The 25,708-nt window shown below is 62.4% G+C and carries 24 protein-coding genes; 10 read left to right on the plus strand and 14 right to left on the minus strand.

The annotated features are described in order from the left end of the window. Positions 1–5 precede the first annotated feature (5 nt). The 7 genes from NKJ28_RS06685 to NKJ28_RS06715 all read right to left on the minus strand — a co-directional run bounded on the left by NKJ28_RS06685 (position 6) and on the right by NKJ28_RS06715 (position 8,145). The gene (locus tag NKJ28_RS06685; RefSeq protein ID WP_352577544.1) at positions 6–824 is read right to left on the minus strand and encodes an ABC transporter permease; all 819 of its coding nucleotides are present in this window, start codon (positions 822–824) and stop codon (positions 6–8) included. After that, positions 821–1,789 (minus strand): ABC transporter permease subunit, encoded by a 969-nt coding sequence (locus NKJ28_RS06690; protein WP_352577543.1) that lies wholly within the window; start codon positions 1,787–1,789, stop codon positions 821–823. Before NKJ28_RS06690 ends, NKJ28_RS06685 begins: the two co-directional genes overlap by 4 nt. Positions 1,790–1,798: 9 nt before the next feature. Beyond that, entirely contained in the window at positions 1,799–2,938 is a 1,140-nt protein-coding gene (locus NKJ28_RS06695; protein ID WP_352634656.1) for an ABC transporter ATP-binding protein, read from the minus strand. Between the two features lie 73 nt (positions 2,939–3,011). Further along, positions 3,012–4,109: a polyamine ABC transporter substrate-binding protein gene (locus NKJ28_RS06700; RefSeq protein ID WP_352634658.1), complete on the minus strand. Its 1,098-nt coding sequence runs from the start codon at positions 4,107–4,109 to the stop codon at positions 3,012–3,014. A 352-nt stretch (positions 4,110–4,461) separates the two neighbouring features. After that, positions 4,462–5,415 carry a DMT family transporter gene (locus NKJ28_RS06705; protein WP_352634660.1) on the minus strand — a complete coding sequence of 318 codons (954 nt, stop codon included), beginning with the start codon at positions 5,413–5,415 and terminating at the stop codon, positions 4,462–4,464. A 182-nt stretch (positions 5,416–5,597) separates the two neighbouring features. After that, positions 5,598–6,497, minus strand: coding sequence for a DUF2167 domain-containing protein (locus NKJ28_RS06710; RefSeq protein ID WP_352571625.1), 900 nt, complete (start codon positions 6,495–6,497; stop codon positions 5,598–5,600). Positions 6,498–6,693: 196 nt separating this feature from the next. Further along, positions 6,694–8,145 (minus strand): helix-turn-helix domain-containing protein, encoded by a 1,452-nt coding sequence (locus tag NKJ28_RS06715; protein ID WP_352634662.1) that lies wholly within the window; start codon positions 8,143–8,145, stop codon positions 6,694–6,696. A 238-nt stretch (positions 8,146–8,383) separates the two neighbouring features. On the opposite strand from NKJ28_RS06715, the gene aceA reads away from it, so the two are divergent. Further along, a complete protein-coding gene (aceA, locus tag NKJ28_RS06720) occupies positions 8,384–9,673 on the plus strand; it encodes an isocitrate lyase (protein WP_352634664.1) in 1,290 nt (429 codons plus the stop codon). Between the two features lie 70 nt (positions 9,674–9,743). Next, complete coding sequence (locus NKJ28_RS06725) at positions 9,744–9,998, plus strand: SMc00767 family acetate metabolism repressor (RefSeq protein WP_023677446.1); 255 nt, start codon at positions 9,744–9,746, stop codon at positions 9,996–9,998. 53 nt (positions 9,999–10,051) lie between these two features. Here the strand turns inward: NKJ28_RS06725 and NKJ28_RS06730 are convergent, their stop codons facing one another. Next, a complete protein-coding gene (locus NKJ28_RS06730) occupies positions 10,052–10,513 on the minus strand; it encodes a RidA family protein (RefSeq protein WP_023677445.1) in 462 nt (153 codons plus the stop codon). A 430-nt stretch (positions 10,514–10,943) separates the two neighbouring features. On the opposite strand from NKJ28_RS06730, the gene NKJ28_RS06735 reads away from it, so the two are divergent. Further along, entirely contained in the window at positions 10,944–11,333 is a 390-nt protein-coding gene (locus tag NKJ28_RS06735; protein ID WP_352634666.1) for an ANTAR domain-containing protein, read from the plus strand. Between the two features lie 32 nt (positions 11,334–11,365). On the opposite strand, the gene NKJ28_RS06740 is transcribed toward NKJ28_RS06735, so the two are convergent. Then, positions 11,366–12,082: an HAD family hydrolase gene (locus NKJ28_RS06740; RefSeq protein WP_352634668.1), complete on the minus strand. Its 717-nt coding sequence runs from the start codon at positions 12,080–12,082 to the stop codon at positions 11,366–11,368. A gap of 167 nt (positions 12,083–12,249) precedes the next feature. Here NKJ28_RS06740 and NKJ28_RS06745 point away from each other — a divergent pair, with 167 nt between their 5' ends. From NKJ28_RS06745 to NKJ28_RS06760, 4 genes are all read left to right on the plus strand, one after another. After that, positions 12,250–13,683, plus strand: a complete 1,434-nt coding sequence (locus tag NKJ28_RS06745) for a glutamine synthetase family protein (RefSeq protein ID WP_352634670.1) — start codon at positions 12,250–12,252, stop codon at positions 13,681–13,683. 82 nt (positions 13,684–13,765) lie between these two features. Further along, positions 13,766–14,134: a four helix bundle protein gene (locus NKJ28_RS06750; RefSeq protein WP_023677441.1), complete on the plus strand. Its 369-nt coding sequence runs from the start codon at positions 13,766–13,768 to the stop codon at positions 14,132–14,134. A gap of 33 nt (positions 14,135–14,167) precedes the next feature. Next, positions 14,168–15,454 carry an NAD(P)/FAD-dependent oxidoreductase gene (locus NKJ28_RS06755; RefSeq protein ID WP_352634672.1) on the plus strand — a complete coding sequence of 429 codons (1,287 nt, stop codon included), beginning with the start codon at positions 14,168–14,170 and terminating at the stop codon, positions 15,452–15,454. A gap of 259 nt (positions 15,455–15,713) precedes the next feature. After that, a complete protein-coding gene (locus NKJ28_RS06760) occupies positions 15,714–16,514 on the plus strand; it encodes an SH3 domain-containing protein (protein ID WP_352589266.1) in 801 nt (266 codons plus the stop codon). A gap of 63 nt (positions 16,515–16,577) precedes the next feature. On the opposite strand, the gene NKJ28_RS06765 is transcribed toward NKJ28_RS06760, so the two are convergent. Then, positions 16,578–17,324, minus strand: a complete 747-nt coding sequence (locus NKJ28_RS06765; RefSeq protein ID WP_023677438.1) for an SDR family oxidoreductase — start codon at positions 17,322–17,324, stop codon at positions 16,578–16,580. A gap of 274 nt (positions 17,325–17,598) precedes the next feature. On the opposite strand from NKJ28_RS06765, the gene zwf reads away from it, so the two are divergent. From zwf to edd, 3 genes are all read left to right on the plus strand, one after another. Then, a complete protein-coding gene (zwf, locus tag NKJ28_RS06770) occupies positions 17,599–19,068 on the plus strand; it encodes a glucose-6-phosphate dehydrogenase (protein ID WP_352634674.1) in 1,470 nt (489 codons plus the stop codon). Further along, the gene (gene pgl / locus NKJ28_RS06775) at positions 19,050–19,763 is read left to right on the plus strand and encodes a 6-phosphogluconolactonase (RefSeq protein WP_352634676.1); all 714 of its coding nucleotides are present in this window, start codon (positions 19,050–19,052) and stop codon (positions 19,761–19,763) included. Before zwf ends, pgl begins: the two co-directional genes overlap by 19 nt. Positions 19,764–19,835: 72 nt before the next feature. Further along, complete coding sequence (gene edd, locus NKJ28_RS06780; protein ID WP_352634678.1) at positions 19,836–21,659, plus strand: phosphogluconate dehydratase; 1,824 nt, start codon at positions 19,836–19,838, stop codon at positions 21,657–21,659. 148 nt (positions 21,660–21,807) lie between these two features. Here the strand turns inward: edd and NKJ28_RS06785 are convergent, their stop codons facing one another. The 4 genes from NKJ28_RS06785 to NKJ28_RS06800 all read right to left on the minus strand — a co-directional run bounded on the left by NKJ28_RS06785 (position 21,808) and on the right by NKJ28_RS06800 (position 25,674). Next, positions 21,808–23,475 (minus strand): vWA domain-containing protein, encoded by a 1,668-nt coding sequence (locus NKJ28_RS06785; protein ID WP_352634680.1) that lies wholly within the window; start codon positions 23,473–23,475, stop codon positions 21,808–21,810. Positions 23,476–23,587: 112 nt separating this feature from the next. Then, on the minus strand, positions 23,588–24,586 hold the full coding sequence (locus NKJ28_RS06790; RefSeq protein ID WP_023677433.1) for a GlxA family transcriptional regulator: 999 nt from the start codon (positions 24,584–24,586) through the stop codon (positions 23,588–23,590). 16 nt (positions 24,587–24,602) lie between these two features. Continuing rightward, positions 24,603–25,502, minus strand: coding sequence for a bifunctional methylenetetrahydrofolate dehydrogenase/methenyltetrahydrofolate cyclohydrolase FolD (gene folD, locus NKJ28_RS06795; protein ID WP_023677432.1), 900 nt, complete (start codon positions 25,500–25,502; stop codon positions 24,603–24,605). A 37-nt stretch (positions 25,503–25,539) separates the two neighbouring features. Further along, complete coding sequence (locus NKJ28_RS06800; RefSeq protein WP_023677431.1) at positions 25,540–25,674, minus strand: hypothetical protein; 135 nt, start codon at positions 25,672–25,674, stop codon at positions 25,540–25,542. Positions 25,675–25,708 lie beyond the last annotated feature (34 nt).

Consider the following 25,708-nt stretch of genomic DNA (forward strand, 5'->3'; position numbering starts at 1 on the left):
AGCCTTCAACCTCGCTGCGCGGCCTGCTCGTCGCGCTGGCGCTGCACCTCGCGGCGTTTGTTGGCGAGCGAAGCGATGATCACGCCAACTGCGACGACCGCGATCAAGATGGTGCAGGCTGCGTTGATTTCCGGCGTCACGCCAAGGCGGACCTGGCTGTAGATCTTCATCGGCAGCGTCGTGGCGCCGGGTCCCGAGGTGAAGCTGGCAATAACCAAATCATCGAGCGACAGCGTGAAGGCCAGCATCCAGCCGGAGACGATAGCCGGCATGATAACCGGCAGCGTGATCTGGAAGAAGGTCTTCACCGGTGGCGCACCGAGATCCATCGCGGCCTCTTCCAGCGAACGATCGAAAGTGATCAGGCGCGACTGAACCACCACCGCCACGAAGCACATGGTAAGCGTGGTGTGGGCAAGCGTCACCGTCAGAAAGCCGCGGTCGAGGCCGACGGCGACGAAGAGCAGCAATAGCGACAGGCCGGTGATGACTTCCGGCATGACCAGCGGCGCAAACACCATGCCCGAAAACAGCAGCCGGCCGCGAAAGCGCGTGTAGCGTGTCAAGGTGAGCGCCGCCAGCGTGCCGAGCACGGTCGCCACCGTGGCCGAGATGACGCCGACGCGGGCCGTCACCCAGGTGGCGTCCATCAGACCCCGATTGTGGAACAGCGACACATACCATTTCGTCGAAAAGCCGCCCCAGACGGTGACCAGCTTCGACTCGTTGAAAGAGAACACAACGAGCAGGACGATCGGCAGGTAAAGAAAGGCAAAGCCGAGCACGATCGAAGTGATGTTGAAGCGGCTCCAGGTCGCATTCATTGGTCCTGCTCCTGGGCGCGCGCCTGGGCTCGCTGGAAGAGCATGATCGGCACGATCAGCAGCAGCAGCAAGATGACGGCAACCGCGGACGACACTGGCCAGTCGCGGTTGGCGAAGAACTCGTTCCACAGCGTCCTGCCGATCATCAGCGTCTGCGAGCCGCCGAGCAGGTCGGGGATGACGAACTCGCCGACGGCAGGAATGAACACCAGGAGGCAGCCGGCGATGACGCCGGGCAGCGACAGCGGAAAGGTGATCTTCCAGAAGGCGCTGGTCGGCGGGCAGCCGAGATCCTTGGCCGCCTCGATCAGAGAATGGTCCATTTTCTCCAAGGACGAATAGAGCGGCAGCACCATGAACGGCAGATAGGAGTAAACGATGCCGATGAAGATCGCCGTATAGGTGTTGAGGATGATCAGCGGCTGGCTGATGATGCCGGTGGCGAGCAGCAGCTGGTTGAGCAGGCCCTCGGGCTTGAGGATGCCAATCCAGGCGTAGACACGGATCAGGAACGAGGTCCAGAACGGCAGGATCACCAGCATCAGCAAGGTCGGGCGAATCGTCGCCGGAGCGCGTGCCATGCCATAGGCAATGGGATAGCCGACCAGCAATGTCAGGACCGTCGAGATGGCGGCGACGATGACGCTCGTCACATAGGCATTGAAGTAAAGCGCATCCTGCGTCAGCCAGGTATAGTTGTCGAAATTGAGCGCGCCGAATTCCGAGATAAACCCGGAAATGCCGCTGCGGAAATCGAGCACCGGCGTGTAGGGCGGCATGGCGATCGCAGTCTGCGACAGCGAAATCTTGAAGACGATGATGAAAGGGACGAGAAAGAAGAACAGCAGCCAGAGGTAGGGGACGATGATGACGAGCCGGCTAACGAAGGCCGCTCCCAGCCTGACCAAGGCGGATTTGCCGGCAGCGCTTGCCGGAGAGCTTGTTGCGGCGGTGACAGCGGACATGATCAGTCCCTACCGTGCCAGGACGACGCCGGCGTCGGGGCGGAAAGAAACCCAGGCGCGGTCGTTCCAGGTCAATGGGTCCTCGGTGAGGCGTGCCGCGTTCATGGTGCTCGCCCGCACCACCTGACCGTCGTCCAGCCTGACGTGATAGACGGTCATGTCGCCGAGATAGGCTATGTCGTAGACCTCGCCCTCGATGGCGTTGACGGCACCGGCCGGTTTCGTGGAGGACACCTTGATCTTCTCCGGCCTGATGGCGAAGGTGACGGATGTTCCGGCGGCGGCACTGCCGGCATTTTCGGTCCGGATGGTGATGCCGTTGCCGGCATCGATGCTCGCGCTGCCGGCCTCGCCAGCCGCGATCTTGCCGTCGAACATATTCACATTGCCGACGAAGCCGGCGACGAAGCGGGAACCCGGCGCCTCGTAGACCTCGGCCGGCGTCGCCACCTGCATCACCTCGCCCTTGTCGATGATGGCGATGCGGTCAGCCATCGTCATCGCCTCTTCCTGATCATGGGTGACGACGACGAAGGTGAGGCCGAGGTTCTGCTGCAGGTCCATCAGCTCGAACTGGGTTTCCTCGCGCAGCTTCTTGTCCAGCGCACCAAGCGGCTCGTCGAGCAGCAGGACTTTCGGCCGCTTGGCCACCGAGCGCGCGAGCGCGACGCGCTGGCGCTGGCCGCCCGACAATTGGTGCGGCTTGCGCTTGGCGAACTGCTCGAGCTTGACCAGCTTCAGCATCTCGGCGACGCGCTTGTCGATGTCGGCCTTGGCCATGCCTTCCTGCTTGAGGCCGAAGGCGATGTTGTTCTCGACCGTCATGTGCGGAAACAAGGCGTAGGACTGGAACATCATGTTGACCGGCCGCCGGTAGGGCGGAATGCCGCGCAGATCCTGGCCATCGAGCAGGATGCGGCCGGCGGTCGGCTCCTCGAAGCCGGCAAGCATCCTAAGCAGTGTCGATTTCCCGCAGCCTGAGGCCCCCAGCAAGGCAAAGAATTCGCGTTCGAAAATGGTCAGCGACAGGTTGTTGACCGCTGTGAACTCACCGAATTTCTTGGTGACGTTGTCGAACTGGATGTATGGCTTGGCGTTCGGATCGTTCCATGGCGCAAAATCCCTGCGGATGCTGCCAAGCGATTTCATGTCCCACTCCGTCCTGCTGCTTGCCCCATGAGAAAGCGGCCCCGGCAACGGCTGCCGGGGCCTGGTCAGATTGCTATTGGCCGGTGACGATCTTGGTCCAGGTGCGAGTGATGATGCGCTGGGTCTTGGGATCGTAAGGCGATACGGTGTAGAGCTTCTGCAAGGTGGCTGCATCCGGATAGATCGCCGGATCTTCCAGGATCGCCTTGTCGATGAACTGCTGCGAAGCCTTGTTGCCGTTGGCATAGAGCACATAGTTCGACGATTTGGCGATCACTTCGGGCTTCATCATGTAGTTCAGGAACTCATGGGCTTCGGCGACATGCGGCGCATCGGCCGGGATCGCCATCTGGTCGAACCACATCTGGGCACCTTCCTTCGGCACGGAGTAGCCGATCTCGACGCCCTGCTTGGCTTCGTCGGCGCGGTTGCGGGCCTGGAAGACGTCACCCGACCAGCCGACCGCCAGGCAGATGTCGCCATTGGCAAGGGCGTTGATGTATTCGGAAGAGTGGAACTTGCGGATATAGGGCCGGACCTTCAGCAAGGTTTCTTCGGCCTTGGCAATCTCATCGGGCGACGTGCTGTTCGGATCGAGGCCCAGATATTTCAGTGCCGCCGGTATGATGTCGGCCGGCGAATCCAGCACATAGACGCCGCAGTCCTTCAATTTGGCCAGGCTTTCGGGATTGAAGAACATGTCCCAGCTGTCGATCTTGTCGGTGCCGAGCGCTGCCTGCACCTTCTTGATGTTGTAGCCGATGCCAACAGTACCCCACATGTAGTTGATCGAATATTCGTTGCCGGGATCATATTTGGCGGTCCGTTCCATGACCGTGTCCCACATATTTGAAATGTTCGGCAGTTTCGACCTGTCGAGCTTCTGGAACACACCCGCCTGGATCTGGCGTGCAAGGAAATTGCCGCTGGGCACGACGACATCGTAGCCGCTGCCGCCGGCGAGCAGTTTCGTTTCCAGGATCTCGTTGGAATCGAAAGTGTCGTAGACGACCTTGATGCCGGTTTCCTTGGTGAAGTCGTCGATGATCGAACTGTCGATATAGTCCGACCAGTTGAAGACGTTGACGACGCGATCCTCGGCATGCGCGCCCAAGGTGAAAACTGCCAGAAACGCCGAAGTCGCCGAAAGCCAGAGCGCTTTGCGGGTCATGCTATTCTCCTTTGATGAGTGTTCCGTCGCCAGCTCGTCGCGGCGTCCGCGCGGCTGGGCATTTGCTTCAGGGTATTGGGCTTGCAGGCAGGCGACAAGCGCGAATTGCCGGCGCCATTATCGTTCGGCGGCGAGCCGACAGCGAAGACCTGGCGTGGCGTTGGTGGTGTTCCGACGCCGTCGGAAGCTTTCGCTACGGCGCGGGCAGGGAGACGACGATATTGTCCGGCCTCGATGCGGCCGGCATGGAGACTTGGCAAGATACGCCTGTCTTGTTGTTGCCGTGATCGCAGCCTGCCCGCGCGGCTGCGACGTTGTCAATGGTTCATCTCGCTTTGACGCGCGCACTGCATCAATTAGGTGACGGCACACCGGTGACGCCCGCTCGCGCGGGCCGCGTCTGACGCTTGAACTCGAGCCCGATATGGACGAGCAGCGCGGTGACCACGACCGCACCGCCGACGATGGTGCGCGCCGACGGCACCTCGGAATGGATGAGCCAGACCCAGATCGGGCCAAGGATCGGTTCGAACGTGCCGAGCAGCGCCGCGACGGCGGCCGGAACAAGCCGGGCTCCGGTGGCGAAGAAGGCGAGACCGAGTCCCAGATTGATCACGCCAAAGGCAAAGAGGAAGCCCATATCGTGACTGGAGACGCCCAGCGCCGACGCCTGCGATGCCGCAAAGGCGGCCGCCAGCATCGTGCCGAGGCAGGTCGCCGGCGTCATGCGCACATGGGCAAAGCGGCGCGTGATGACGGTGGCGATCGAGAACATGACAGCGATGAGCAGCGCCAGCCCGTCGCCGATCGGCGACACCGCGCCATCGAGCGATTCCGACACCATGATGGCGACGCCGGCAATGACGGCGGCGATCGCCACCCAGGTCGCCACCGCCACCCGTTCGCGAAACAGCGCCCACGCAAACAGCGCTGCCAGAAGCGGCACGCCGGCCTGCATCAACAGGATGTTGGCGACCGTGGTATAGGCAAGCGCCACGACGAAAGAGGTCGACGCCGTGGCGAAGCAGAACGCCACCGCAAGGCCGGCCAGGCCCATGCCGCGAAACAGCTTCAGCGTGCCACGCCAGCCGTCGCGCCAGACCATGAAGCAGAGCAGGAAGGCGGCGGCCCAGACCGAGCGCCAGAACACCACCGTCCAGCTGTCGGCGTTGTCGATGAAGCGCGCAATGCTGCCGCCGAAGCTCCACATCAACGCCGACAGGAATACCAGCAGGAAGCCGACGCGTTCCCCTTGCGGCGACACGATCGGCGAAGCGGCAACCGGAGATGATGCGGTATCGGTCATGGGTACGACTGTCGGCGAATTCGGAGCAGCACGATGTGCAATGGACGACAGAGACGTGCCTAATTCGCGTAACGCAAAGCAGAAGGCCGGGCGTGATCCAGTTCGATGTTCCGTTTGGCGCACTGATGAGGGCGCCTCGCCCCTCGCCCGGCGATGCTCCGAGGCGACCTGTCGATGATGCGTTACGAGGTGCTCTTGTTGCCGCGGATAAAACGCCAGAGACCGGCCAGCGGAATCAGCAGGAGCAGGCCAAACTTTTTCAGCGCGATCAGCGCCACGACCAGAAAACCTGCTTTCGCCGCCAGCTTGCCGGCAATCAGACCACCGACGCCAATCGCCGCAACCGTATCGACGCCCGGCACGAAATCGGCGTATGTCTTGCCGGTATTGAAGTCCGCGAGGCCAAGCACTTCATCCAGGCTTTGCCTTATCTCCGGCAATTGTTCCACCGTCGCGATATAGCTCATCACGAAGACGCCCTCCCTGCCAAGGAAACGGACGTCGTAGTTGAGCGTATGGGCGGCATCGTTGCCAAATTGCAGCTCCTTGGCCCAGTGCAGGCGCTTGTGGGCCGCGTCATAAACCGGCGGCGACGCCCAGCCGATCAGCGTAATGGGCGCATAGCCATCCTTTACCCTCTGATCGTTGCCGGACAGAGTGTCTGACTGCATGTTGCGCAGCAGTTCATTGTAATCGATGGACGCGGCGTCGCTGTCGTCGACGTAACCGATCTTTTCCCAGCGCAGCTCTATCCCCCAATTGTTGTCGGCAATGGGATCATGGGAGACTGGAAAGATCATGCCGAGGGCATCGGAACCAGAGTCGGGCGGATTGCCCCAGGCTTCGGTGAGGACGGAGAGCGTGTCCTTCTTGTCCAGAAAATAGAACTTGTCCTTGAGGTCGAGATGGATGCCTTCGGCAAGATTTATCGCGCCGGTCTTCGGATCGATCTTGTCCAGGAACGCCTTGCCGGCATCATTGTAGTGTTGATAGGAATTGAAGAAATCCGAGGACTTTTCAGCCAATGCGGGATCGGCCGAAAACGCGAGCGCCAAGCCAAGCCAAAAAACTGTCCTGCCCATCATTGATCCCCCGACCGTTGCGCAGTTCTTTTTTTTGATACCGTACCGTCAATGCTGAATCAATATTCGGCTGAATCAATATTTTGGCTGAACCAATATTTTGGCCGGCAACCGCGAACCAGCTTACTGGTTGCCGCCGCAGGAACAGATGAGGTCCTTTGGTCGAAGATTCAGCCGCAATATTGCTGGAGCCGAATCACTGGAAATCGAACGCCGACAGTCCCGTGACCATCTCGTCGAGGCCGAGCGGACGTGTAACGGGTGGCTCGGCGCGGGCGAGGCAGCCGATGCGTTCGCACAGCCGGCAGGCAGGGCCGACCGGCGTCGCCAGCGCAGCGGCGCTCTGTCCGGTCTTGCCGATGGCGGCCGGCCCCGGCAATGCCGCTCCATAGACGACCTCGTCGCGAAAACCGATGTCGCAGCCGAGCAACAGCGCCGTGCGCCGCGGGCGCTCGGCAAACGAGCCCTGCGGCCCTTCGAGCGTGCGGGCCATGCAGAGGAACGCCGCACCGTCGGGCATTTCCACTGCCTCGACCAGGATCTGGCCGGGCTGGGCGAAGGCGGCATGGACCGGCAGCTTCGGACAGCCGCCGCCGAAGCGGCTTTGCGGAAAGCCGTGGCTGCCCGCCTTGCGGAACCGATTGCCGGCACTGTCGACCTCGAGCATGAAGAACGGCACACCCGACGCACCCGGCCGCTGCAGCGTGGTCAGCCGGTTCGCCGCCTGCTCGAAGGAAACGCCGAAGCGCGACCGCAACATGTCTATATCGTAGCGGGTGCGGACCGCAGCGGCGTGAAAAGGCTGATAGGGCATCATCAGAGCGTGCGCGGCATAGCGGCCGAGCTCGAAACGCGCCAGCCGGCGGGCTTCGTCCGTGGTCAGCTTCAGCGCCTGGATCTCGGCGGCGACAGCGACGCTCATGCGGATCAGGCAGGCCTCCATAGCCACCTCGCGCAGCTGATCGAATGGCGACAGGCGCTCGGACAGGAACAGGCGTTGCGAGTGACGGTCATAGCGACGCCGCCAGTTGGGCATGGTAGCGACCGGCAGTACCTTAACGACGATGCCGAATTCACGCCGCAGCCAAGCCTTCAACGCACTGAACAGATCGTCGCCAGGATCGAGCACCGACGTGAATGCCTCGGCTTCCTCTTCGAGCGCGGCAAAATGATTCGGCCGGCGTTCGAAAATCTCATGCACCTCGTCGATCGGCAGCCGGGCACCGGAGAGTGCGGTGGCCTTGCCCTCACGCGCGAGCAGCTCGTTGAGATCCGATAATCGCTCGGCCTGCTCGCGATAGGCGCGAAACAGTTTTATCACAGCGGCGGAAGCGTTGGGCGCCGCCTCGGCAAGCTCGATGAGTTCCTGGTCGCCCGGCAGTTCGCCGGCCAGCAACGGATCTGAAAACACTTCCTTCAAATCGGCGACCGATCCCCGCGCCTCGCCCTGCAGTTCGTGCGGGTCAACCTTGTAGACGGATGCCAGCCTCAGGATCAGTTGCACCGTCAGCGGCCGCTGGTTGCGCTCGATAAGATTGAGATAGGACGGCGAGATGCCGAGCCCTTCGGCCATCGCCGTCTGGGTCAGCCCCTTGGCGTTGCGGATGCGACGAATGCGCGGCCCGGCAAAGATTTTGTGGTCGGCCAATCGAGTTTCCTTGACAGAATTTTACATCCGCCGATGGCATGGCTGTCTTTACAACCATGACAGATTTACAGCTCTCATCAGTCAAACACAACACAGGTTTTCCCTTATTTTATGACTGATCCGGAGGTTTACCTCGCTTGCGTCGTGCCGACGTGTAAATGGTGTCACACATATGGCGCACATATTTTCCCTCTGCGACGCCTTCCTAAACCGGCATCAAAACCGCCTGGAGTGATCAATGACCGACTTTTACAACCTCGTCCCGTCGGCGCCGCAAGGCCGCTTTGATGGCATCGAAAGGCCCTATTCACCGGACGACGTGAAGCGGCTGCGCGGCTCGGTGCAGATCCGGCAGAGCCTCGCCGAAATGGGGGCAAACCGGCTGTGGCAGCTCATCCATGAAGAGGATTTCGTCAACGCGCTGGGTGCCATGTCGGGCAACCAGGCGATGCAGCAGGTGCGGGCCGGGCTGAAAGCGATCTATCTGTCAGGATGGCAGGTCGCCGCCGATGCCAACACCGCTTCCGCCATGTACCCGGACCAGTCGCTTTATCCCGCAAATGCCGCGCCCGAACTGGTCAAGCGCATAAACCGCACCTTACAGCGCGCCGACCAGATCGAGACTTCGGAAGGCAACGGGCTGTCGGTCGACACCTGGTTCGCGCCGATCGTCGCCGACGCGGAAGCCGGTTTCGGCGGGCCGCTCAACGCCTTCGAGATCATGAAGGCGTTCATCGAGGCGGGTGCGGCCGGCATCCATTACGAGGACCAGCTGGCTTCGGAGAAGAAATGCGGCCATCTTGGCGGCAAAGTGCTGATCCCGACCGCCGCACATATCCGCAACCTCAACGCGGCGCGGCTTGCCGCCGACGTCATGGGTACGCCGACGCTGGTCGTGGCACGCACCGACGCGGAAGCGGCACAGCTCTTGACCTCCGACATCGATGAGCGCGACCAGCCCTTCGTCGATTATGGCGCCGGCCGCACCGCGGAGGGCTTCTATCGTGTCAGCAACGGCATCGAGCCCTGCATCGCCCGCGCCGTCGCCTATGCGCCCTATGCGGACCTGATCTGGTGCGAGACTTCCAAGCCCGATCTGGCGCAGGCCAGGACGTTTGCCGAAGGCGTGCGCAAGCATCATCCAGGCAAGCTGCTTGCCTATAATTGCTCGCCGTCTTTCAACTGGAAGAAGAATCTCGACGACGCAATGATCGCGAAGTTCCAGAAGGAACTCGGCGCCATCGGTTACAAGTTCCAGTTCATTACGCTGGCCGGTTTCCACCAGCTCAATTTCGGCATGTTCGAGCTCGCCCGCGGCTACAAGGAGCGGCAGATGGCCGCCTATTCGGAACTGCAGCAGGCGGAATTCGCCGCGGAAGCCAATGGCTATACCGCCACCAAGCACCAGCGCGAGGTCGGCACCGGCTATTTCGATGCCGTCTCGATGGCGATCACCGGTGGCCAGTCTTCGACCACGGCCATGCAGGGATCGACCGAGCGCGCCCAATTCAGGCCGGCGGCGGAATAGCAGACAAACAGAGTGAACGCCCAAACGGGCATGGCAACACAACAGGCATGGCAACACAGGGAGAAGACCAATGGCTTCGATAAGCCGCGTCAAGGAACGGGCCGAAGAGCAGGCCACCAGCATGAATGTCGACCAGCAGGCGACCATCCGCATGCTGGCGAACGATCTGCACAGGCTCAATCAGTCGGTGATGAAGGCGGTCGAGGCAGGCGTCTCGGTCGAACTGGTGCGCTCGGCACGGCACCATGGCGGCGACGGCAACTGGGGCGATCTGCTGATCCCGGTCATCGTCACACAGCGGAGCCACGACAGACAAACTCGATAGCACCGCGCCTCTTTTGAGCGCATGCTATCGCACCTTGCACGCCGCGGCTTTGCCTAATCCGGCAGAGCCGCTAATGCAACGATTTCAATGACAAGATCAGGCTGCGCAAGCGCTGCAACGCCAATAACTTCCGAGGGCGGCGGGTTGTTGTAGCTGCAGTGCTTCGGGCAGTGCACGGCAAAGAATTCGTCCAAGACGTCCAAGCGAAAATTGGGCGAGCTCAGCACGCCGCCATCTGGAAATGGCCCCTTAACAAAGAAGGTCAGCCGGATGAGATGCTCGAGCGCACTGCCAAGCTCCTCCAGATCTGATTTGATATTGGTGAGAATTGCGCGCCACTGTGCCGCTGCATCGCCAATGGCGGCGCCGCCGCTTTTGCCGATCGGATCGTAGTCCTCGGCCGTCGCGGTGTTTCCGGAAAGGTAGATAAACCCCTTTGCGCCGGTAACGATCGTACCCTTTCCCCATGGCATCAACCGGCCATTTTTGAATTTCTTGTGAGTCACGAGTTCCATCGTCATCTCCCGTCGGTCAAAGAGACGTGCTTAGCCAACGAGGAAGGGTAGTTCGGCGAGGCGATACGACAAGCTCGCGACAGGCCTGACTCGCCTTCGTCCAACCTTACGTCAACCCGGCTACGGCTGCGAGTTGGTGCGTTCGCGCTGCAAAGCCAAACTTAGCTGAGCCTGCCCGATTGTGGTGGCAACTTCTTCTTCGGGCGGCCGCAAAGAAAAGCACTTAATTTTAATTTTAATGTTTCTTGCGATATTCTCCTGATACGCCATTTGAGCTTGACATGAGCAGTGATCTCACGCCAATTACCTCTCGAGTTTCAACCCTGCATTGAAACATTGAACAACGGCCTGCCCCGCCATGTGCCCAGCGAATCGCGATATCGAGACTGCAAAACAGCTGCCTTTTGTTAGCCGGGACATGGAGACGCGGATGCTCCCGGATTTTTCGCGGGTGCTGGTGGTCGGAAAATCACCGATCAACCGCGTCGTGGTTTCAAAAATCGTGGAGCGGTCCGGCCTCAAACCGATCTCGGAAGCTCCCGAAACCGCGGCAAAGGCCTTGCACGCGCTGATTCCCGGCACTGTCGTTCTCGACGGCGGTGCGGAGAATGGGGACTGCGACGCCTTGCTGTCGGGTATCGATGCACTGCGAAGGGCGTCAGGCAGATCGCTTCCGTCGGTGATCCTGCTCTCAGTCAAGACCGGCACGCCGGAGAGCCTGGGCCTGTCCAGCGTCATCGATGCAGTGGTCGTCAAGCCGATCACCACCGAACGGCTGCAGCCGGTGATCGACCGGCTGGTCGGGGTCGGCCGCAACTGACGCCTACCGCGATGCCTCGGCTGCAGACCTGATCAATCAATCTCGCCGATACGCTCGATCAAGCCCGGCAGTTCACCGAGATTGGCTATCTGGCGAAAGCGTGGTGCTGAGACCGGCGGCTCGACATGTTCCAGCACCCAGGTGAGCTCGTGCGGCACGTGGATGCCCCAACTGCCGGCTTCGATGGCCGGTACGACGTCCGATTTGAGCGAGTTGCCGACCATCATACCCTTTTCCGGGCCGTCGCCGTGGCGGCTGAAGATGCGGGTATAGGTGGCCGCGCTCTTGTCGCTGACGATCTCGACGGCATCAAACAGCTCGCCCAGGCCGGATTGCGCGAGCTTGCGTTCCTGGTCGAACAGGTCGCCCTTGGTGATCAGCACCAGGCGGTAAGCGCCGGCCAGCTTTTCCACGGTCTCGCGCGCATGCGGAAGCGGCTCGATCGGATGGCTGAGCATCTCGCGGCCCGCGGCGAGAATTTCAGCAATGGTTGAGGCAGGCACCTGGCCTTCGGTGACCTCGATCGCCGTCTCGATCATCGACAGCGTGAACCCCTTGATGCCGAAGCCGTAGACCGCGAGGTTGCGCTTCTCGGCCTCCAGCAATCTTGCTGAAATCCGGTCCTCCTCGGCGTGGTCGGCGAGCAGCGCGGCGAGGCGCTGCTCGGTCATGCGGAAGAACTGTTCGTTCTGCCACAGCGTGTCGTCGGCGTCGAAGCCGATCGTCGTCAGTTTGCGGCTGTGTTGCATGGGGACCATTAATTGCAGCGTTGCGGGAGGCCGACCCTAGACCAGGAGGCTTTTATCCGGAAGTCGTTGTGTTCCCCCGGTTATCGAGGCGCACGCCAGCCGGCTCCCCTTCCCTTTCGTCGTCGGCAACGGCTATACTCCACAATCTGCAACAAATCTGGTGATTGATGCCGCCTGCAAAAAAGGAAGTCCGTCCGTCGAGCCGCGGAGGACGCGTCCGCACGCCTGCCTTCGTGAAAAACCAACGTGGCGTCAAGAACTGGAAGGAAGTCAGCGCCTGGCTGGAATGGCGCGGCATCGAAGATATCGAATGCATCACACCCGACCAGGCCGGGGTTGCGCGCGGCAAGATGATGCCATCGAAGAAGTTCACCTCCAACACCTCGCTGGCGCTGCCTTCGGCGGTGTTCATGACAACGATTTCCGGCGGCTATCCGGAGGACGGCAACGGCTTCCACTATCCGGAGGACGACGGCGACCTCAAGCTGATGCCTGACCTCTCGACGCTGACGGTGGTGCCGTGGGAGGAGGACCCTACCGCGGCGGTTATCTGCGACCTCGTCCACCAGGACGGCCGCTCGGTCGAGTTCACGCCGCGCAACGTGCTGAAGCGCGTGCTTGCCGCCTATGACAAGCGTGGGCTGAGGCCAGTCGTGGCACCCGAGATCGAGTTCTACCTGGTGCGCAAGAACCCCGATCCGGACTATCCGCTGACCCCGCCAGTAGGTCGATCGGGACGGCCGATCGGCGGCGGCGCCGGCTATTCGATCGCCGGGGTTAACGAATTCGACGAATTGATCGACGACATCTACCATTTCTCCGAAAGCCAGGGCCTGGAGATCGACACGCTGATCCACGAGGAGGGCGCCGGCCAGCTCGAAATCAATCTGCGTCACGGCGATCCGATCGAGCTCGCCGACCAGGTGTTCATGTTCAAGCGAACCATCCGCGAGGCGGCGCTCAAGCACGAGATCTACGCCACGTTTATGGCCAAGCCGATCCAAGGGCAGCCCGGTTCGGCCATGCATATCCATCAGTCGATCATCGACAAGAAGACCGGCAAGAACGTTTTTTCGGCGGAGGACGGCTCGGAGACCGAGGCCTTCTTCCATTTCATCGGCGGCATGCAGAAACATGTGCCGAACGCGCTGGTGATGTTTGCGCCCTACGTCAATTCCTACCGGCGGCTGACGCAGTCGGCCTCGGCGCCGGTCAACAACAAATGGGGCTACGACAACCGCACCACGGCCTTCCGCGTGCCCCGCTCCGACCCGGCGGCGCGGCGCGTCGAGAACCGCATCCCCTCCTCCGACGCCAACCCCTATCTGGCGCTGGCGGCATCGCTTGCCTGCGGGCTGATCGGCATGACCAACAAGATCAAGGCCGAGCCGCCGGTTCTGACGACCGCCAACGAGGACCAGATCGACCTGCCGCGCAGCCTGCTCGAAGCCGTCGACCTGTTCGAGGCTGACGAAGAACTCGGCGCGCTGCTCGGCAAGTCATTTGCCGCCACCTATGCGGCGATCAAGCGAGCGGAATTCGAGACCTTCATGGAAGTGATCAGCCCGTGGGAGAGGGAGTATTTGCTGCTGAATGTGTAGTAGGGGAGTAGGGGAGTAGGGGAGTAGGGCAATATGGCAGTAGGGGAGTAGGGCAATATGGCAGTAGGGCAGTAGGGCAAGGATGACGGACAAGATCGCATCGTACAGGGATCTGATCGTTTGGCAGCAAGCCATGGACCTAACAGTTGCAATCTACCAAGTAACAAGGACTTGGCCGAAAGACGAGATCTACGGGCTGACGAGTCAGGTGCGTCGGGCAGCAACGTCGGTGCCCGCCAACATCGCCGAGGGTTACGGCCGAGAAAGCCGAGCTTCCTACCAGCAGTTTCTCAGGATCGCCCAGGGATCACTCAAGGAACTGGAGACACACCTTTTAATCGCGCAAAGGGTTGGAATTACCTCTCGCGAGGCGGTCGAGTCATTGATGCCCCACAGCGAGAGCGTAGGAAAGCTCTTGCGGCTTCTGATCCGCAAGCTGTCGGCTGAATAGACACCTACTGCCCTACTGCCCTAGCCGAGCATCATGACTTACCAATCCCCAATCTCCCCCGGCCGCTCCTGGTACGAAGACACGGCCGGGCCAAGGCCCGAGTATCCGGCGCTCGACGGCGACCGGACATGCGATGTGGTGATTGTCGGCGGCGGCTTTACCGGTCTGTCGGCGGCGGCTCATCTCGCCAAGACAGGCGCGGATGTCGTGCTTATCGAAACGCATCGTTTCGGTGACGGCGCATCAGGCCGCAATGGTGGCCAGCTCGGCACCGGACAACGGGCCTGGGCAGAGGAACTGGAAGCGGAATACGGCTTTTCCCGCGCCAAGGCGCTGTTCGACCTGGCCGAAGAGGCCAAGGCGCATCTGCTCGACTTTGCCGCGATGCACCAGATCGAGATCGACTATATGCCCGGCCAGATGTCGGTGGCGCACAAGAAGCGCTATGTCGACGACTACAAGGCGCATGCCGAGATCATGGCGTGCCGATTCGGCTATCCGCACATCTCATTCATGGATGCCGCGGAGACAGCCGAGCGGCTCGGCTCGACGCATTATTTCGGCGGCACCCGCGACACCGGCACCGGCCACATCCATCCGCTGAAACTGGTCATCGGCACCGCAAAGGTGGCGGCAGAGGCCGGCGCAAAGCTATTCGAGCAGACGCCGTCGACCGGCATCACCTCCAGCGGCGGCAAGGTGAGGGTTGTGACGCCGAAGGGCACGATCGCCGCCGCTAAATGCCTGATCGGGGTCAATGCCTATGGCGGCACGCTCGAACCGGTGAGTGCCGCGCATATCATGCCGATCGGCTCCTTCATCGGCGCAACGGTGCCGCTGGGAGCCGATTCCAAAGTGTTGCCGGGTGGCGAGGCGGTCGACGATTCGCGCTTCGTCGTGCGCTATTTCCGCAAATCGAAGGACGGGCGGCTGCTGTTTGGCGGGCGCGAGATCTATGCGGTCAACGATCCCAAGGACATCCACATCCACATCCGCCGGCAGATCGCCGAAATCTATCCGGCACTGAAGGACGTCGAGATCACGCATGGCTGGGGCGGCTATGTCGGCATCACCGTGCCGAGAAAGCCGTTCGTGCGCGAAGTGATGCCCAATGTGACCTCGATCGGCGGTTATTCCGGCCACGGCGTCATGCTGTCGAACTTTTTCGGCAAGCTTTATGCCGAGACGGTCGCCGGCAACCGCGACCGGCTGAAGCTGATCGAGGACCTGAAAATTCCACCCTTCCCCGGCGGCCGGCGTTTGCGCGCGCCACTGCTCTTTCTTGCGCTCAACTGGTACGCGTTGCGGGACAGGATTTAACCAGACGTTGCAGAATCCTTAACCAGGGCGCAGAATTCCGGCCAAGGGCGCAGTGATGCCACAATCGCGGGCGAAAGATGATGCTCGTGGGCAGCTGAACGGGGAATTTTTGCGGGCCTGCCCGCTTTTGGTTTGGGACCGATGCCGATCGAAATGCCGGCTCTCCGGCATGGGTCGTAAGAACATCGGCCCGCAAATGGAGGTGGCAAGTGTGAGAGAGCCCTTCAGTTTCGGCGCGCCGGAACGACGGCGCCTTGCGATGCAATTCGGTTACGATATGCGGCCGACGTTCTGGCACGGGGTTCGGTCGAACGCGCATCTGGTGATAGCCGCGCTTGGCACGGCCGCACTGCTCGGCGTTGCCGCGGTGGCACTGTGGCTGGCATTGCCGGCAAATGAGCGACAAGCGGCCGCAAGTCCTGAGCAGATCGTTCCGACCATCCCGGTCAAGACGACGAAGATCATGCCTGCCAAGCTTGCTGCGGCGCCGCGGACGACGGGCAAGGCAGATGCGGTTTCCCCAGCGGTGGCCGCAGCGGAAGCCGAGATACCAGCGCTGGCTCCCAACGATCCGCGCTGGACGGGGCCAAAGACGGCATCGGCCGCCGCCACGGCAGCATCCGACCAGCTGGCAAGCCAGACCGAGCAGGCGACCGATAAATCGTCTGCTTCGGTGGCATTCGCCGACCCGGCAGCAAAACCCGACGCTGCGGCATTGTTTGCCAAGGTCGCGGCTCCCGGCAGCTCAACGAAAAACAGCGGGCCCGATGGCGCGCAGACCGCCGCCATCCCCACGCCCAAGCCGCAACTGCCGACGCAGACCGCGAGCGAAGACGACAACAGCACCAAGGCAAAATCCGGAAGAGCCAATACTGCCGGTACCGGACGCATCCTGAGATCCGTCACCATGCGCACCGGCCCAAAAAAGAATGCGGCCGCCATTCTCACCGTGCCGGCCAAGACATCGGTGCAAGTGATGAGCTGCAAGCAATGGTGCCAGATCGTGTACAACGGCAAGCGCGGCTGGATCTACAAGAGCTACGTCAAAACCGGGGCGTAGGGCCGGCAGAGCGATTGCGGGTCGCTCGCCATCAGCCGGTCCTCCGCCGGATAACCGGACCGTTCAAATACAACGCCCGCCGTCGACTTCCAGCGCCACGCCGGTGATGAAAGCCGCCTCGTCCGAAGCGAGCCAAAGCGCGGCATTGGCTATGTCGAGCGGCGTCGAAAGCCGGCCGAGCGGGATCGACGCGCGGAACTTCTCGCGGATCTCGGGTGTGTCGGCGCCCATGAATTTCGCGAGCATGCCGGTCTCGCCGGCAACTGGGCAGAGGCAGTTGACGCGGATGTTCTTCGGCGCGAGTTCCACCGCCATCGATTTGGTCGCGGTGATCGCCCAGCCCTTCGATGCATTGTACCAGGTGAGGCCGGGCCGCGGTCTGATACCGGCCGTGGAGGCCGTCGTCAGGATGACGCCACCGCCTTGCCGCTCCATCACCGGTACCACGGCAAGCGCTGCGTGGTAGATCGCCTTCATGTTGACTGACGTGATCAGGTCGAAGGTCGCCTCGTCGACTTCCAGCATGTCACCGTTGCGATGGGTATAACCGGCGTTGTTGACCATGATGTCGATGCGGCCGAAGGCGCTCATTGCAGCATGGACCATGTCGTCGAATTCGGACCGCAGCGAGACGTCGGTCTGGGTCCAGATCGCCTTTTCGCCGATCTCGCCGGCAACGCGCTCTGCGCCCTTGGCGTTCAGATCGGCGACGACTACGCGCGCGCCCTCCTCGGCAAAGCGCCTGGCCATGCCCTCGCCAAAACCCGAGGCAGCGCCGGTGATGATGGCGACCTTGTTTTTGAGGCGCATGCTTTTCTCACTCATCGTTGAAGACGATCGAAAACGCGTTTGGCCATGGCCATCGAAAGATGTGTGTCCATTGCCGATTTCTCCTTTGGCTTTCGCCTTGATCCCGCTCTATGCTGCACCTGCGAACGCTCCCGGAAGCATCGCTTGCCGACAAGCCGCCGGCCAGCGCCGGTGTCAAGAGCACACGCGGATGTGACGCAATGGCACTGGCAAGTTTAAATCGATTAGATTATATCAGCCGCGTTATCGCGACCGGCGTCAGAGCGGACAGACCATGACCAGCCAGATCATCCCCGTCGACCCTTTCGACTTCATCATTTTCGGCGGCACCGGCGATCTGTCGGAACGCAAGCTTCTGCCGTCGCTATACTACCGCCAGCGCGACCACCAGTTTTCCGAGCCGACGCGCATCATCGGCACATCGCGTTCGAAGATGACAGACGAGGAGTTCCAGTCTTTCGCCAGGCAGGCGATTGCCGACCACGTGAAGCCGGAAGATATCGACGCCACGGAACTGAAGACGTTCCTCGCACGGCTTTCCTATGTCCCGGCAGATGCAACCACAGGTGCCGGCTTCGACAGGCTGAAGCAGGCGATCGGCGACAGCGAACACATCCGCGCTTTCTATCTGGCGGTGGCGCCGGCACTGTTCGGCGACATCTCGCACAAGCTGAAGGAGCACGGGCTGATCACGCCGAATTCGCGCATCGTGCTGGAAAAGCCGATCGGCCGCGATCTAGCTTCGGCGCGCGCGCTCAACGACCTGGTCGGCGACGACTTCCATGAAAGCCAGATTTTCCGCATCGATCACTATCTCGGCAAGGAGACGGTGCAGAATTTGATGGCGCTGCGCTTTGCCAACGCGCTCTACGAGCCGCTTTGGAATTCCGCCAATGTCGATCATGTGCAGATCACCGTGGCCGAGACAGTCGGCCTGGAAGACCGCGTCACTTATTACGACAAGGCCGGCGCATTGCGCGACATGGTGCAGAACCACATGCTGCAACTGCTCTGCCTCGTCGCCATGGAGGCGCCGTCGTCGATGGACGCCGACGCCGTCCGTGACGAAAAGCTGAAGGTGCTGCGGGCGCTGAAGCGCATCAACGGCAACGAAGCGCCGAAGCACACGGTGCGCGGACAATACCGTGCCGGCGCCTCGGCCGGCGGGCCGGTGAAAGGCTATGTCGAGGAGCTCGGCAAGAACAGCAACACCGAGACTTTCGTTGCGCTCAAAGCCGAGATCGGCAACTGGCGCTGGGCGGGCGTGCCGTTCTATCTCCGGACCGGCAAGCGGCTGGCGACGCGCGTTTCGGAGATCGTCATCGAATTCAAGCCGATCCCGCATTCGATCTTCGGCGAGAGCGCCGGGCCGATCTCCGCCAACCAGCTGGTCATCAGGCTGCAGCCCGACGAGGGCGTCAAGCAGTTCATCATGATCAAGGACCCGGGGCCGGGCGGCATGCGGCTGCGCCAGATTCCGCTCGACATGAGTTTTGCGCAATCCTTCGACGGCCGCGCCCCCGATGCCTATGAGCGGCTGATCATGGACGTCATCCGTGGCAACCAGACGCTGTTCATGCGCCGCGACGAGGTCGAGGCGGCGTGGAAATGGATCGACCCGATCCAGGACGCCTGGGAAAGCGGCAGGCAAGAGGCGCAAGGCTACACCGCCGGCACATGGGGCCCCTCGGCCTCGATTGCGCTGATCGAACGCGACGGGCGGACATGGCACGAGAGCAATTAGGCGGCGCCTACAACTGGCACGAATTTGCCGGACGCCAGGAGTTGGCGACAGCGCTTGCCGGCCACGTCGCCGGCCGTCTGTCAAAGGCGATCGCCGAGCGCGGCACGGCGCTGCTTGCGGTCTCGGGCGGCACGACGCCGGCGAAATTCTTCGCGGCGCTTTCGACCGTTCCGATCGCCTGGGAAAAGGTGACGATAACATTGGTCGACGAGCGCTTCGTGCCGCCCTCATCGCCGCGCTCCAATGCCGGCCTGGTTGCCGCCAACCTGCTACAGAACGCGGCCGCCGCCGCGAATTTCGTGCCGCTCTACCACGCCGCGGCAAGTATCGAGGGTGCAGCGGTCTCCGACAGTGAGGCGCTGCAAGTGCTGCCCTGGCCACTCGACGTCGTTGTGCTCGGCATGGGAACTGATGGCCACACCGCCTCGTTCTTTCCGGATGCCGACAACCTGGCAAGATTGCTCGATCCGTCGTCGCAAAGGATCGTGCTTCCGGTTCACGCGGCAAGCGCCGGCGAGCCACGGCTGACGCTGTCACTGGGGCGGATCATCAATGCCACCTTCATCGCGCTGCATATCGAGGGCGCGGAAAAACGCAGCGCATTCGAGGCCGCGCTTGGAACTGGAACACGAAAGCCCATTCGCGCCGTGCTCGATGCCACTCAAAAGCCCGTAGAGGTTTTCTGGGCACCCTGATCTCAACTTGGCTGCAGGTCCCGGCAATAGCCGGAAGGTGTTGCGGGACCTCGCCTGAAAGGACCGACCGCCATGACCGCAAGACGCGATATCGAAGCCATCACCCAGCGCATCCGTGAGCGCTCCAAGCCCAGTCGCGAGGCCTATCTCGGCCGCATCGCCGAAGCCTCGAACCGCACCGCCAACCGGGCCGTGCTGTCCTGCGGCAACCTGGCCCACGGCTTTGCCGTCTGCAGCCCTTCCGAAAAGGTGGCGCTTGGCGGCGACCGGGTGCCGAACCTCGGTATCATCACCTCCTATAACGACATGCTGTCGGCGCATCAGCCTTTCGAGACGTTTCCGGCGCTGATCAAGGATGCGGCGCGCGAGGCCGGCGGCATCGCCCAGGTGGCCGGCGGCGTGCCGGCGATGTGCGACGGCGTCACCCAGGGCCAGCCCGGAATGGAGCTGTCGCTGTTCTCGCGCGACGTGATCGCCATGGCCGCGGCAATCGGCCTGTCGCACAATATGTTCGATGCCGCCGTCTATCTCGGCGTCTGCGACAAGATCGTGCCGGGGCTGGTGATCGCGGCGCTGACCTTCGGCCATCTGCCGGCGGTCTTCATCCCGGCCGGGCCGATGACGACCGGCATTCCGAACGACGAAAAAGCCAAGATCCGCCAGCTCTATGCCGAGGGCAAGGCGGGACGGGCCGAACTGCTCGAAGCGGAATCAAAATCCTATCACGGGCCGGGAACCTGCACTTTCTACGGTACCGCCAATTCCAACCAGATGCTGATGGAGATCATGGGCCTGCACACGCCTGGCGCTTCCTTCGTCAATCCCGGCACGCCGTTGCGCGACGCGCTGACCAGGGAAGCGACGAAGCGGGCGCTGGCGATCACCGCGCTCGGCAACGCCTACACGCCGGTCGGGCGGATGATCGACGAGCGCTCGATCGTCAACGGCATCGTCGGCCTGCACGCCACCGGCGGTTCGACCAACCACACCATCCACCTGATCGCCATGGCAGCGGCGGCCGGCATCGCCATTACCTGGCAGGATATTTCCGACATCTCGGAAGCCGTGCCGCTGCTGGCGCGGGTCTATCCGAACGGCCTTGCCGATGTGAACCACTTCCACGCCGCCGGCGGGCTCGGCTTCCTGATCCGCGAACTGCTCGACGCAGGCATCCTGCACGAGGATGTGCAGACGGTGTGGGGCGAAGGGCTGCGCCCCTACGCGGTCGAGGCCAGGCTCGGCGCCGACGGCGGCGTCGTGCGCGAGGCTTCGCCGCGCGAGAGCGGGGACGAGAAGGTGCTGGCGCCGTTCAAGAAGGCGTTCCAGCCGAGCGGCGGTCTGAAAGTGCTTTCGGGCAATCTCGGCCACGCCGTCATCAAGACATCGGCGGTCAAGCCGGAGCGGCGCGTCATCGAGGCGCCGGCCAAGGTGTTCGACAGCCAGCAAGGCCTGAACGAGGCGTTCAAGGCGGGGTCGCTGACCGGCGACTTCATCGCCGTCATTCGGTTCCAGGGACCGAAGGCCAACGGCATGCCGGAATTGCACAGGCTGACCACCGTGCTCGGCATCCTGCAGGACCGCGGCCAGCATGTGGCGTTGGTCACCGACGGCCGCATGTCGGGCGCTTCAGGCAAGGTGCCAGCGGCGATCCACGTGACGCCGGAAGCAGCGGAGGACGGGCCTATCGCCAGGATCCATGACGGCGATATCATCAGGCTCGACGCCGAGGCCGGGACGCTGGAGGTACTGGTGCCAGCCGGCGATTTCGCACTGCGCCGCCCCGCGGACAGCGACCTCATAGGCAATGAATTCGGCTTCGGCCGCGAGCTTTTCGCCGGGTTCCGGCAGTTGGTGGGACGCGCCGACCATGGCGCCAGCGCCTTCGGTACGGCGTGACTTTTCGACCATGGAAGAGCGGCTGGTGGCCGCTCTCCAAAAGCGCGTGGCGTTCGATCGGCCTCACGCGACGCGCTTTTAGGATCTTGTTTTTATGCATGTCGTTATCGCAAAACCGCTGCACACTTTTGCGCGACATGCATTAGATCTACTGAACCGTCAGGTCGGCTCGCGCGCCGGCCCTGATCGTTACCGTGCCTTCCCTCGAGCTGTTGTCCGATTTCTCCGAAACCACCGCGTAGTCGCCGGCCGACAGGGTGGCTTGATACTTCTGGTCGTAGGCGTAGCCGACCGACTTGCGGGTTCCGTCGATGGCCTTCCTGGCCTCGAATATCTCGATCTTCGAGGCCCCTGGCGCGGTTATCGTCAGCATGCCGGCGTTCATCGCGATCTTCAGATCCTGATGGTCGCCAACCTTGACGCTGAACGGCTGCTCGGCCACCGCAAGGTCGACCGTCGCGACCATTACATAATCGTCGGGCGGCAGATCGAACTTGCTGTCCGGACCGTAGGCATAAGTCACCTCCTGCCTGGTTCCGTCGACGTTCTTTTTCGCCTGGAGCACTTTGAAGCCGACGCCCGAACCCTCGGCCTTGTCGCCGCCGGCAGCATAATAGGCGTTGGCGACGATACGCCCGACGCCGACGATGATGTCCTTGTCGATGACCCTGCCGGCGGCAAGCGGGATCGTCTCGATAACCATGCCCTGGCCGATCGTGACCGTCACCTTCTGGTCACCGGCCGGCAGCACGACTTTCGTGTCACCGTAATAGGTCGGCGGGGTGTCGACGCCGGGATAGCCGATTACGACAGCCGCGCCGTCATCAACGTCCGCTCCTTCGCTTGGCCGCGGGTGGATGACCAGCGTGCCGGCATTCAGGTTGAAGTGCGGTTTGGCGACCTGGCCAGGCTCTATCTTGATCTTCTGTTCGGCCCTGGCCTCGCCGGCACGCGCGACGACGATATAGTCGCCCGGCTCCAGATTGCCCTTGTAGGTGCCATATTCGGTGGTGACGGGATCGCCGCGCGTGCCGTCGGAATTCGCCTTGTAGATCTCCCAGGCATTGCCGTCGGTGACGGGATCGCCACCCTCGGCAAGCACGACGGTGGGCACGAAATTGGACTCCGCCGGCTGGGCGGGCGCCGGCTGGGGAGCAGGCTGCGGGGCGGGAGTCGGTTCAGGGGCGGGTGGCGGAGGCGCAACGGTCTCGACGAGGGCGTCCTGCAATGCCTTTTCATCCGACGCTTCGATATATTTGCCGCCGGTATTGTCGGCGAGGCAACCGACCTGCTTGCCCTCGGCCGCCGTCAGGCCGAAGCCGACGACATTGACGGTGAAGTCGACGCCAGCAGCCTCCAGTTCCTTGCCGAGCGCACAGGGATCGCCGCTACATGTCTCGATGCCATCGGTGATGAGAACGACCGTCGCCTTGTCCTCGGTGTATTTCAATGCTTCCGCCGCTTGCTTGACCGCAGCGGTCAGCGGCGTCTTGCCCTGAAATTTCAAGCTGTCGGCCGCGGCTGAGATCGCACTTGCCGAGCCTTCCTGCGGTGGCACGATGAGTTCGATGTCGTCGCAACTGGCCTTCTCGCGATGGCCATAGGCCATGAAGCCTATTTCCTCCTCGGCCGGGACCGATTGCAGCACGTTCCGCAGCGATTGACGGGCGATTTCGAGCTTGGGCTTGCCGTCGATCTGCGCCCACATCGAGCCGGAGGCATCGAGAATGACGATGACGCGATCGGCGGCGAAGCCGAACCCCGTCGTCCACAGCAACAGGGCGGCCGCAGCGACGCTCTGCACAAATCCCGCCATCAAAAATCTCCCCCGTCAGTCGCCGCCGCTCGGCGCCGGAAAGCTATTTGACGCCGGGTCGCGACACAAGCCCGGACGGAGTACGAAGCTGCGTCGCCTCTCTGCCAAACCCTCAATAGGCCGTGCGGCGTTCCTCGGAAGGCGGCCGGCCGAATTGCAGCCGGTAGCTCTGGGCAAAATAGGAATGCGAGGTGAAGCCGGTGGCGATTGCCACGTCGAGGATCGGCATGTTTGTCTGGCGCAGCAATTCGCGCGCCCGCTCGAGCCTGAGCCGCATATAATAGCGCCCGGGCGTCACACTGAGATGGCGCAGGAACAGGCGCTCGACCTGGCGCACCGACAGGCCCGCCGACTTGGCGAGTTGCACCGCCGACAGCGGCTCGTCGAGATGGTCGGCCATCAGCTCGACGATGCGGCGCAGCTTCTCCGACTTGCCGGTCAGGTCGCGTTCCGGGCCGACGCGCTGGCGGTCCCCGGCCGAGCGGATGCGCTCATGCTGGAACTGGTTGGCGACGCCATTGGCGAGGCTCGAGCCGAAATCACCGCGCACGATCTCCAGCATCAGGTCGATCGATGTGGTGCCGCCGGCGCAGGTGTAGCGCTTGCGGTCGATCTCGAAGACGTTGCCGGTGCAGTTGATGTCCGGAAAGCGTTCGAGGAAGCCGGCGCGGTTTTCCCAATGGATGGTGCAGCGATAGCCATCGAGCTGGCCTGCTTCGGCAAGCAAATAGGAGCCGACCGAAAGCGCGCCGAGCGCATTGCCGCGCCGGCCCCAACTGCGCAGCGCTGCCAGCACCTTGCTCTTGCCGGGAAATTCCGTCGTCAGCCCGACCGAGACGAACAGGATATCGACCGGCGGCAGATCGGCAACCGCGTAGTCGATCTTGAGCGGCAGGCCGTTGGACGCCATGACGGCGTCGCCGTCGGCCGACACCGTAGTCCAGCCATAGAAATCGCGGCCGAGCAGCCGGTTCGCCGACCGGAACGTGTCGATTGCCGCGGCCAGCGAGAACATGGAGAACTTGTCGACCAACAGAAACCCGAACTGCCGCCCGCCCTGAACGGGATCATTGGTGACCGGCCGTTCTAAGGGAACAGTGAGGTTCGGCAAGGACGCTGCTTTCTGGTCAGAAGGAAGGCCGTTTCAATCCGGCTGCGAGATAGGCGGAAGCTAGCGTGTTGGCCATCAGCATGGCAATGGTCATCGGTCCGACGCCGCCAGGCACCGGCGTGATGGCGCCGGCCGCCTTCGCTGCTTCGGCAAAGGCGACGTCGCCGACGAGGCGCGTCTTGCCTTCGCCCTTTTCAGGTGCGGCGACGCGGTTGATGCCGACATCGATGACAGTGGCGCCAGGCTTGACCCAGTCGCCGCGGACCATTTCAGACCGGCCGACGGCGGCGACCAGAATATCGGCGGTGCGGGCAAGCGCCGGCAGGTCCCTGGTCCGGCTGTGTGCGATGGTGACGGTGCAGTTGGCGGCAAGCAGAAGATTGGCCATCGGCTTGCCGACGATGTTCGAACGCCCGACGACGACCGCATTGAGACCGGACAGGTCCTTGCCGCGCACGCGTTCGATCAGCAGCATCGAGCCGGCCGGCGTGCAAGGCACGAAGGCGGTCTCGAGTTCGCCGGTGCCGAGCTTGCCGACATTGATGAAGTGGAAGCCGTCGACATCCTTCTCCGGCGCGATGGTCTGGATGATCTTGCCGGAATCGATATGGCCGGGAAGCGGAAGCTGCACGAGGATGCCGTTGATGGCCGGATCGGCGTTGAGCTGGCCGATGATCTTCAACAGGTCCGGCTCGGAGGTTTCGGCCGGCAGCGTGTGCTGAACCGAATGGAAGCCGCATTCCTTGGCGGTGCGGGATTTGGAGGCGACATAGACCTGGCTCGCCGGATCCTCGCCGACGATGACCACGGCGAGACCGGGCTGCCGTCCGCCCTTTTCCGCCAGTTCGGCGGTCAGGGCCTTGACCCGCCGCACCACGTCTTCGGCGACGCTTTTTCCGTCAATCAACTCAGCCATGAACCACCCTCGACGCCTATCGCGTAAGCCTGCCGCGTTAAAACATCCATGCGGCGCGCTCCAGATATCTTTTATGCAGGCCGTTGCCCAGAACCATGCGCTGCGGGCGGACATGCAGCGCGGCATTTTCACGAAAATCGAGCCGGGCAATCCCGTCAATGCGCCGTCCCATGCCGTTAACTCGAAACCGGCATGTTTTATTCGAC

Source organism: Mesorhizobium sp. M0145, from assembly GCF_040322355.1.
GTDB lineage: Bacteria > Pseudomonadota > Alphaproteobacteria > Rhizobiales > Rhizobiaceae > Mesorhizobium.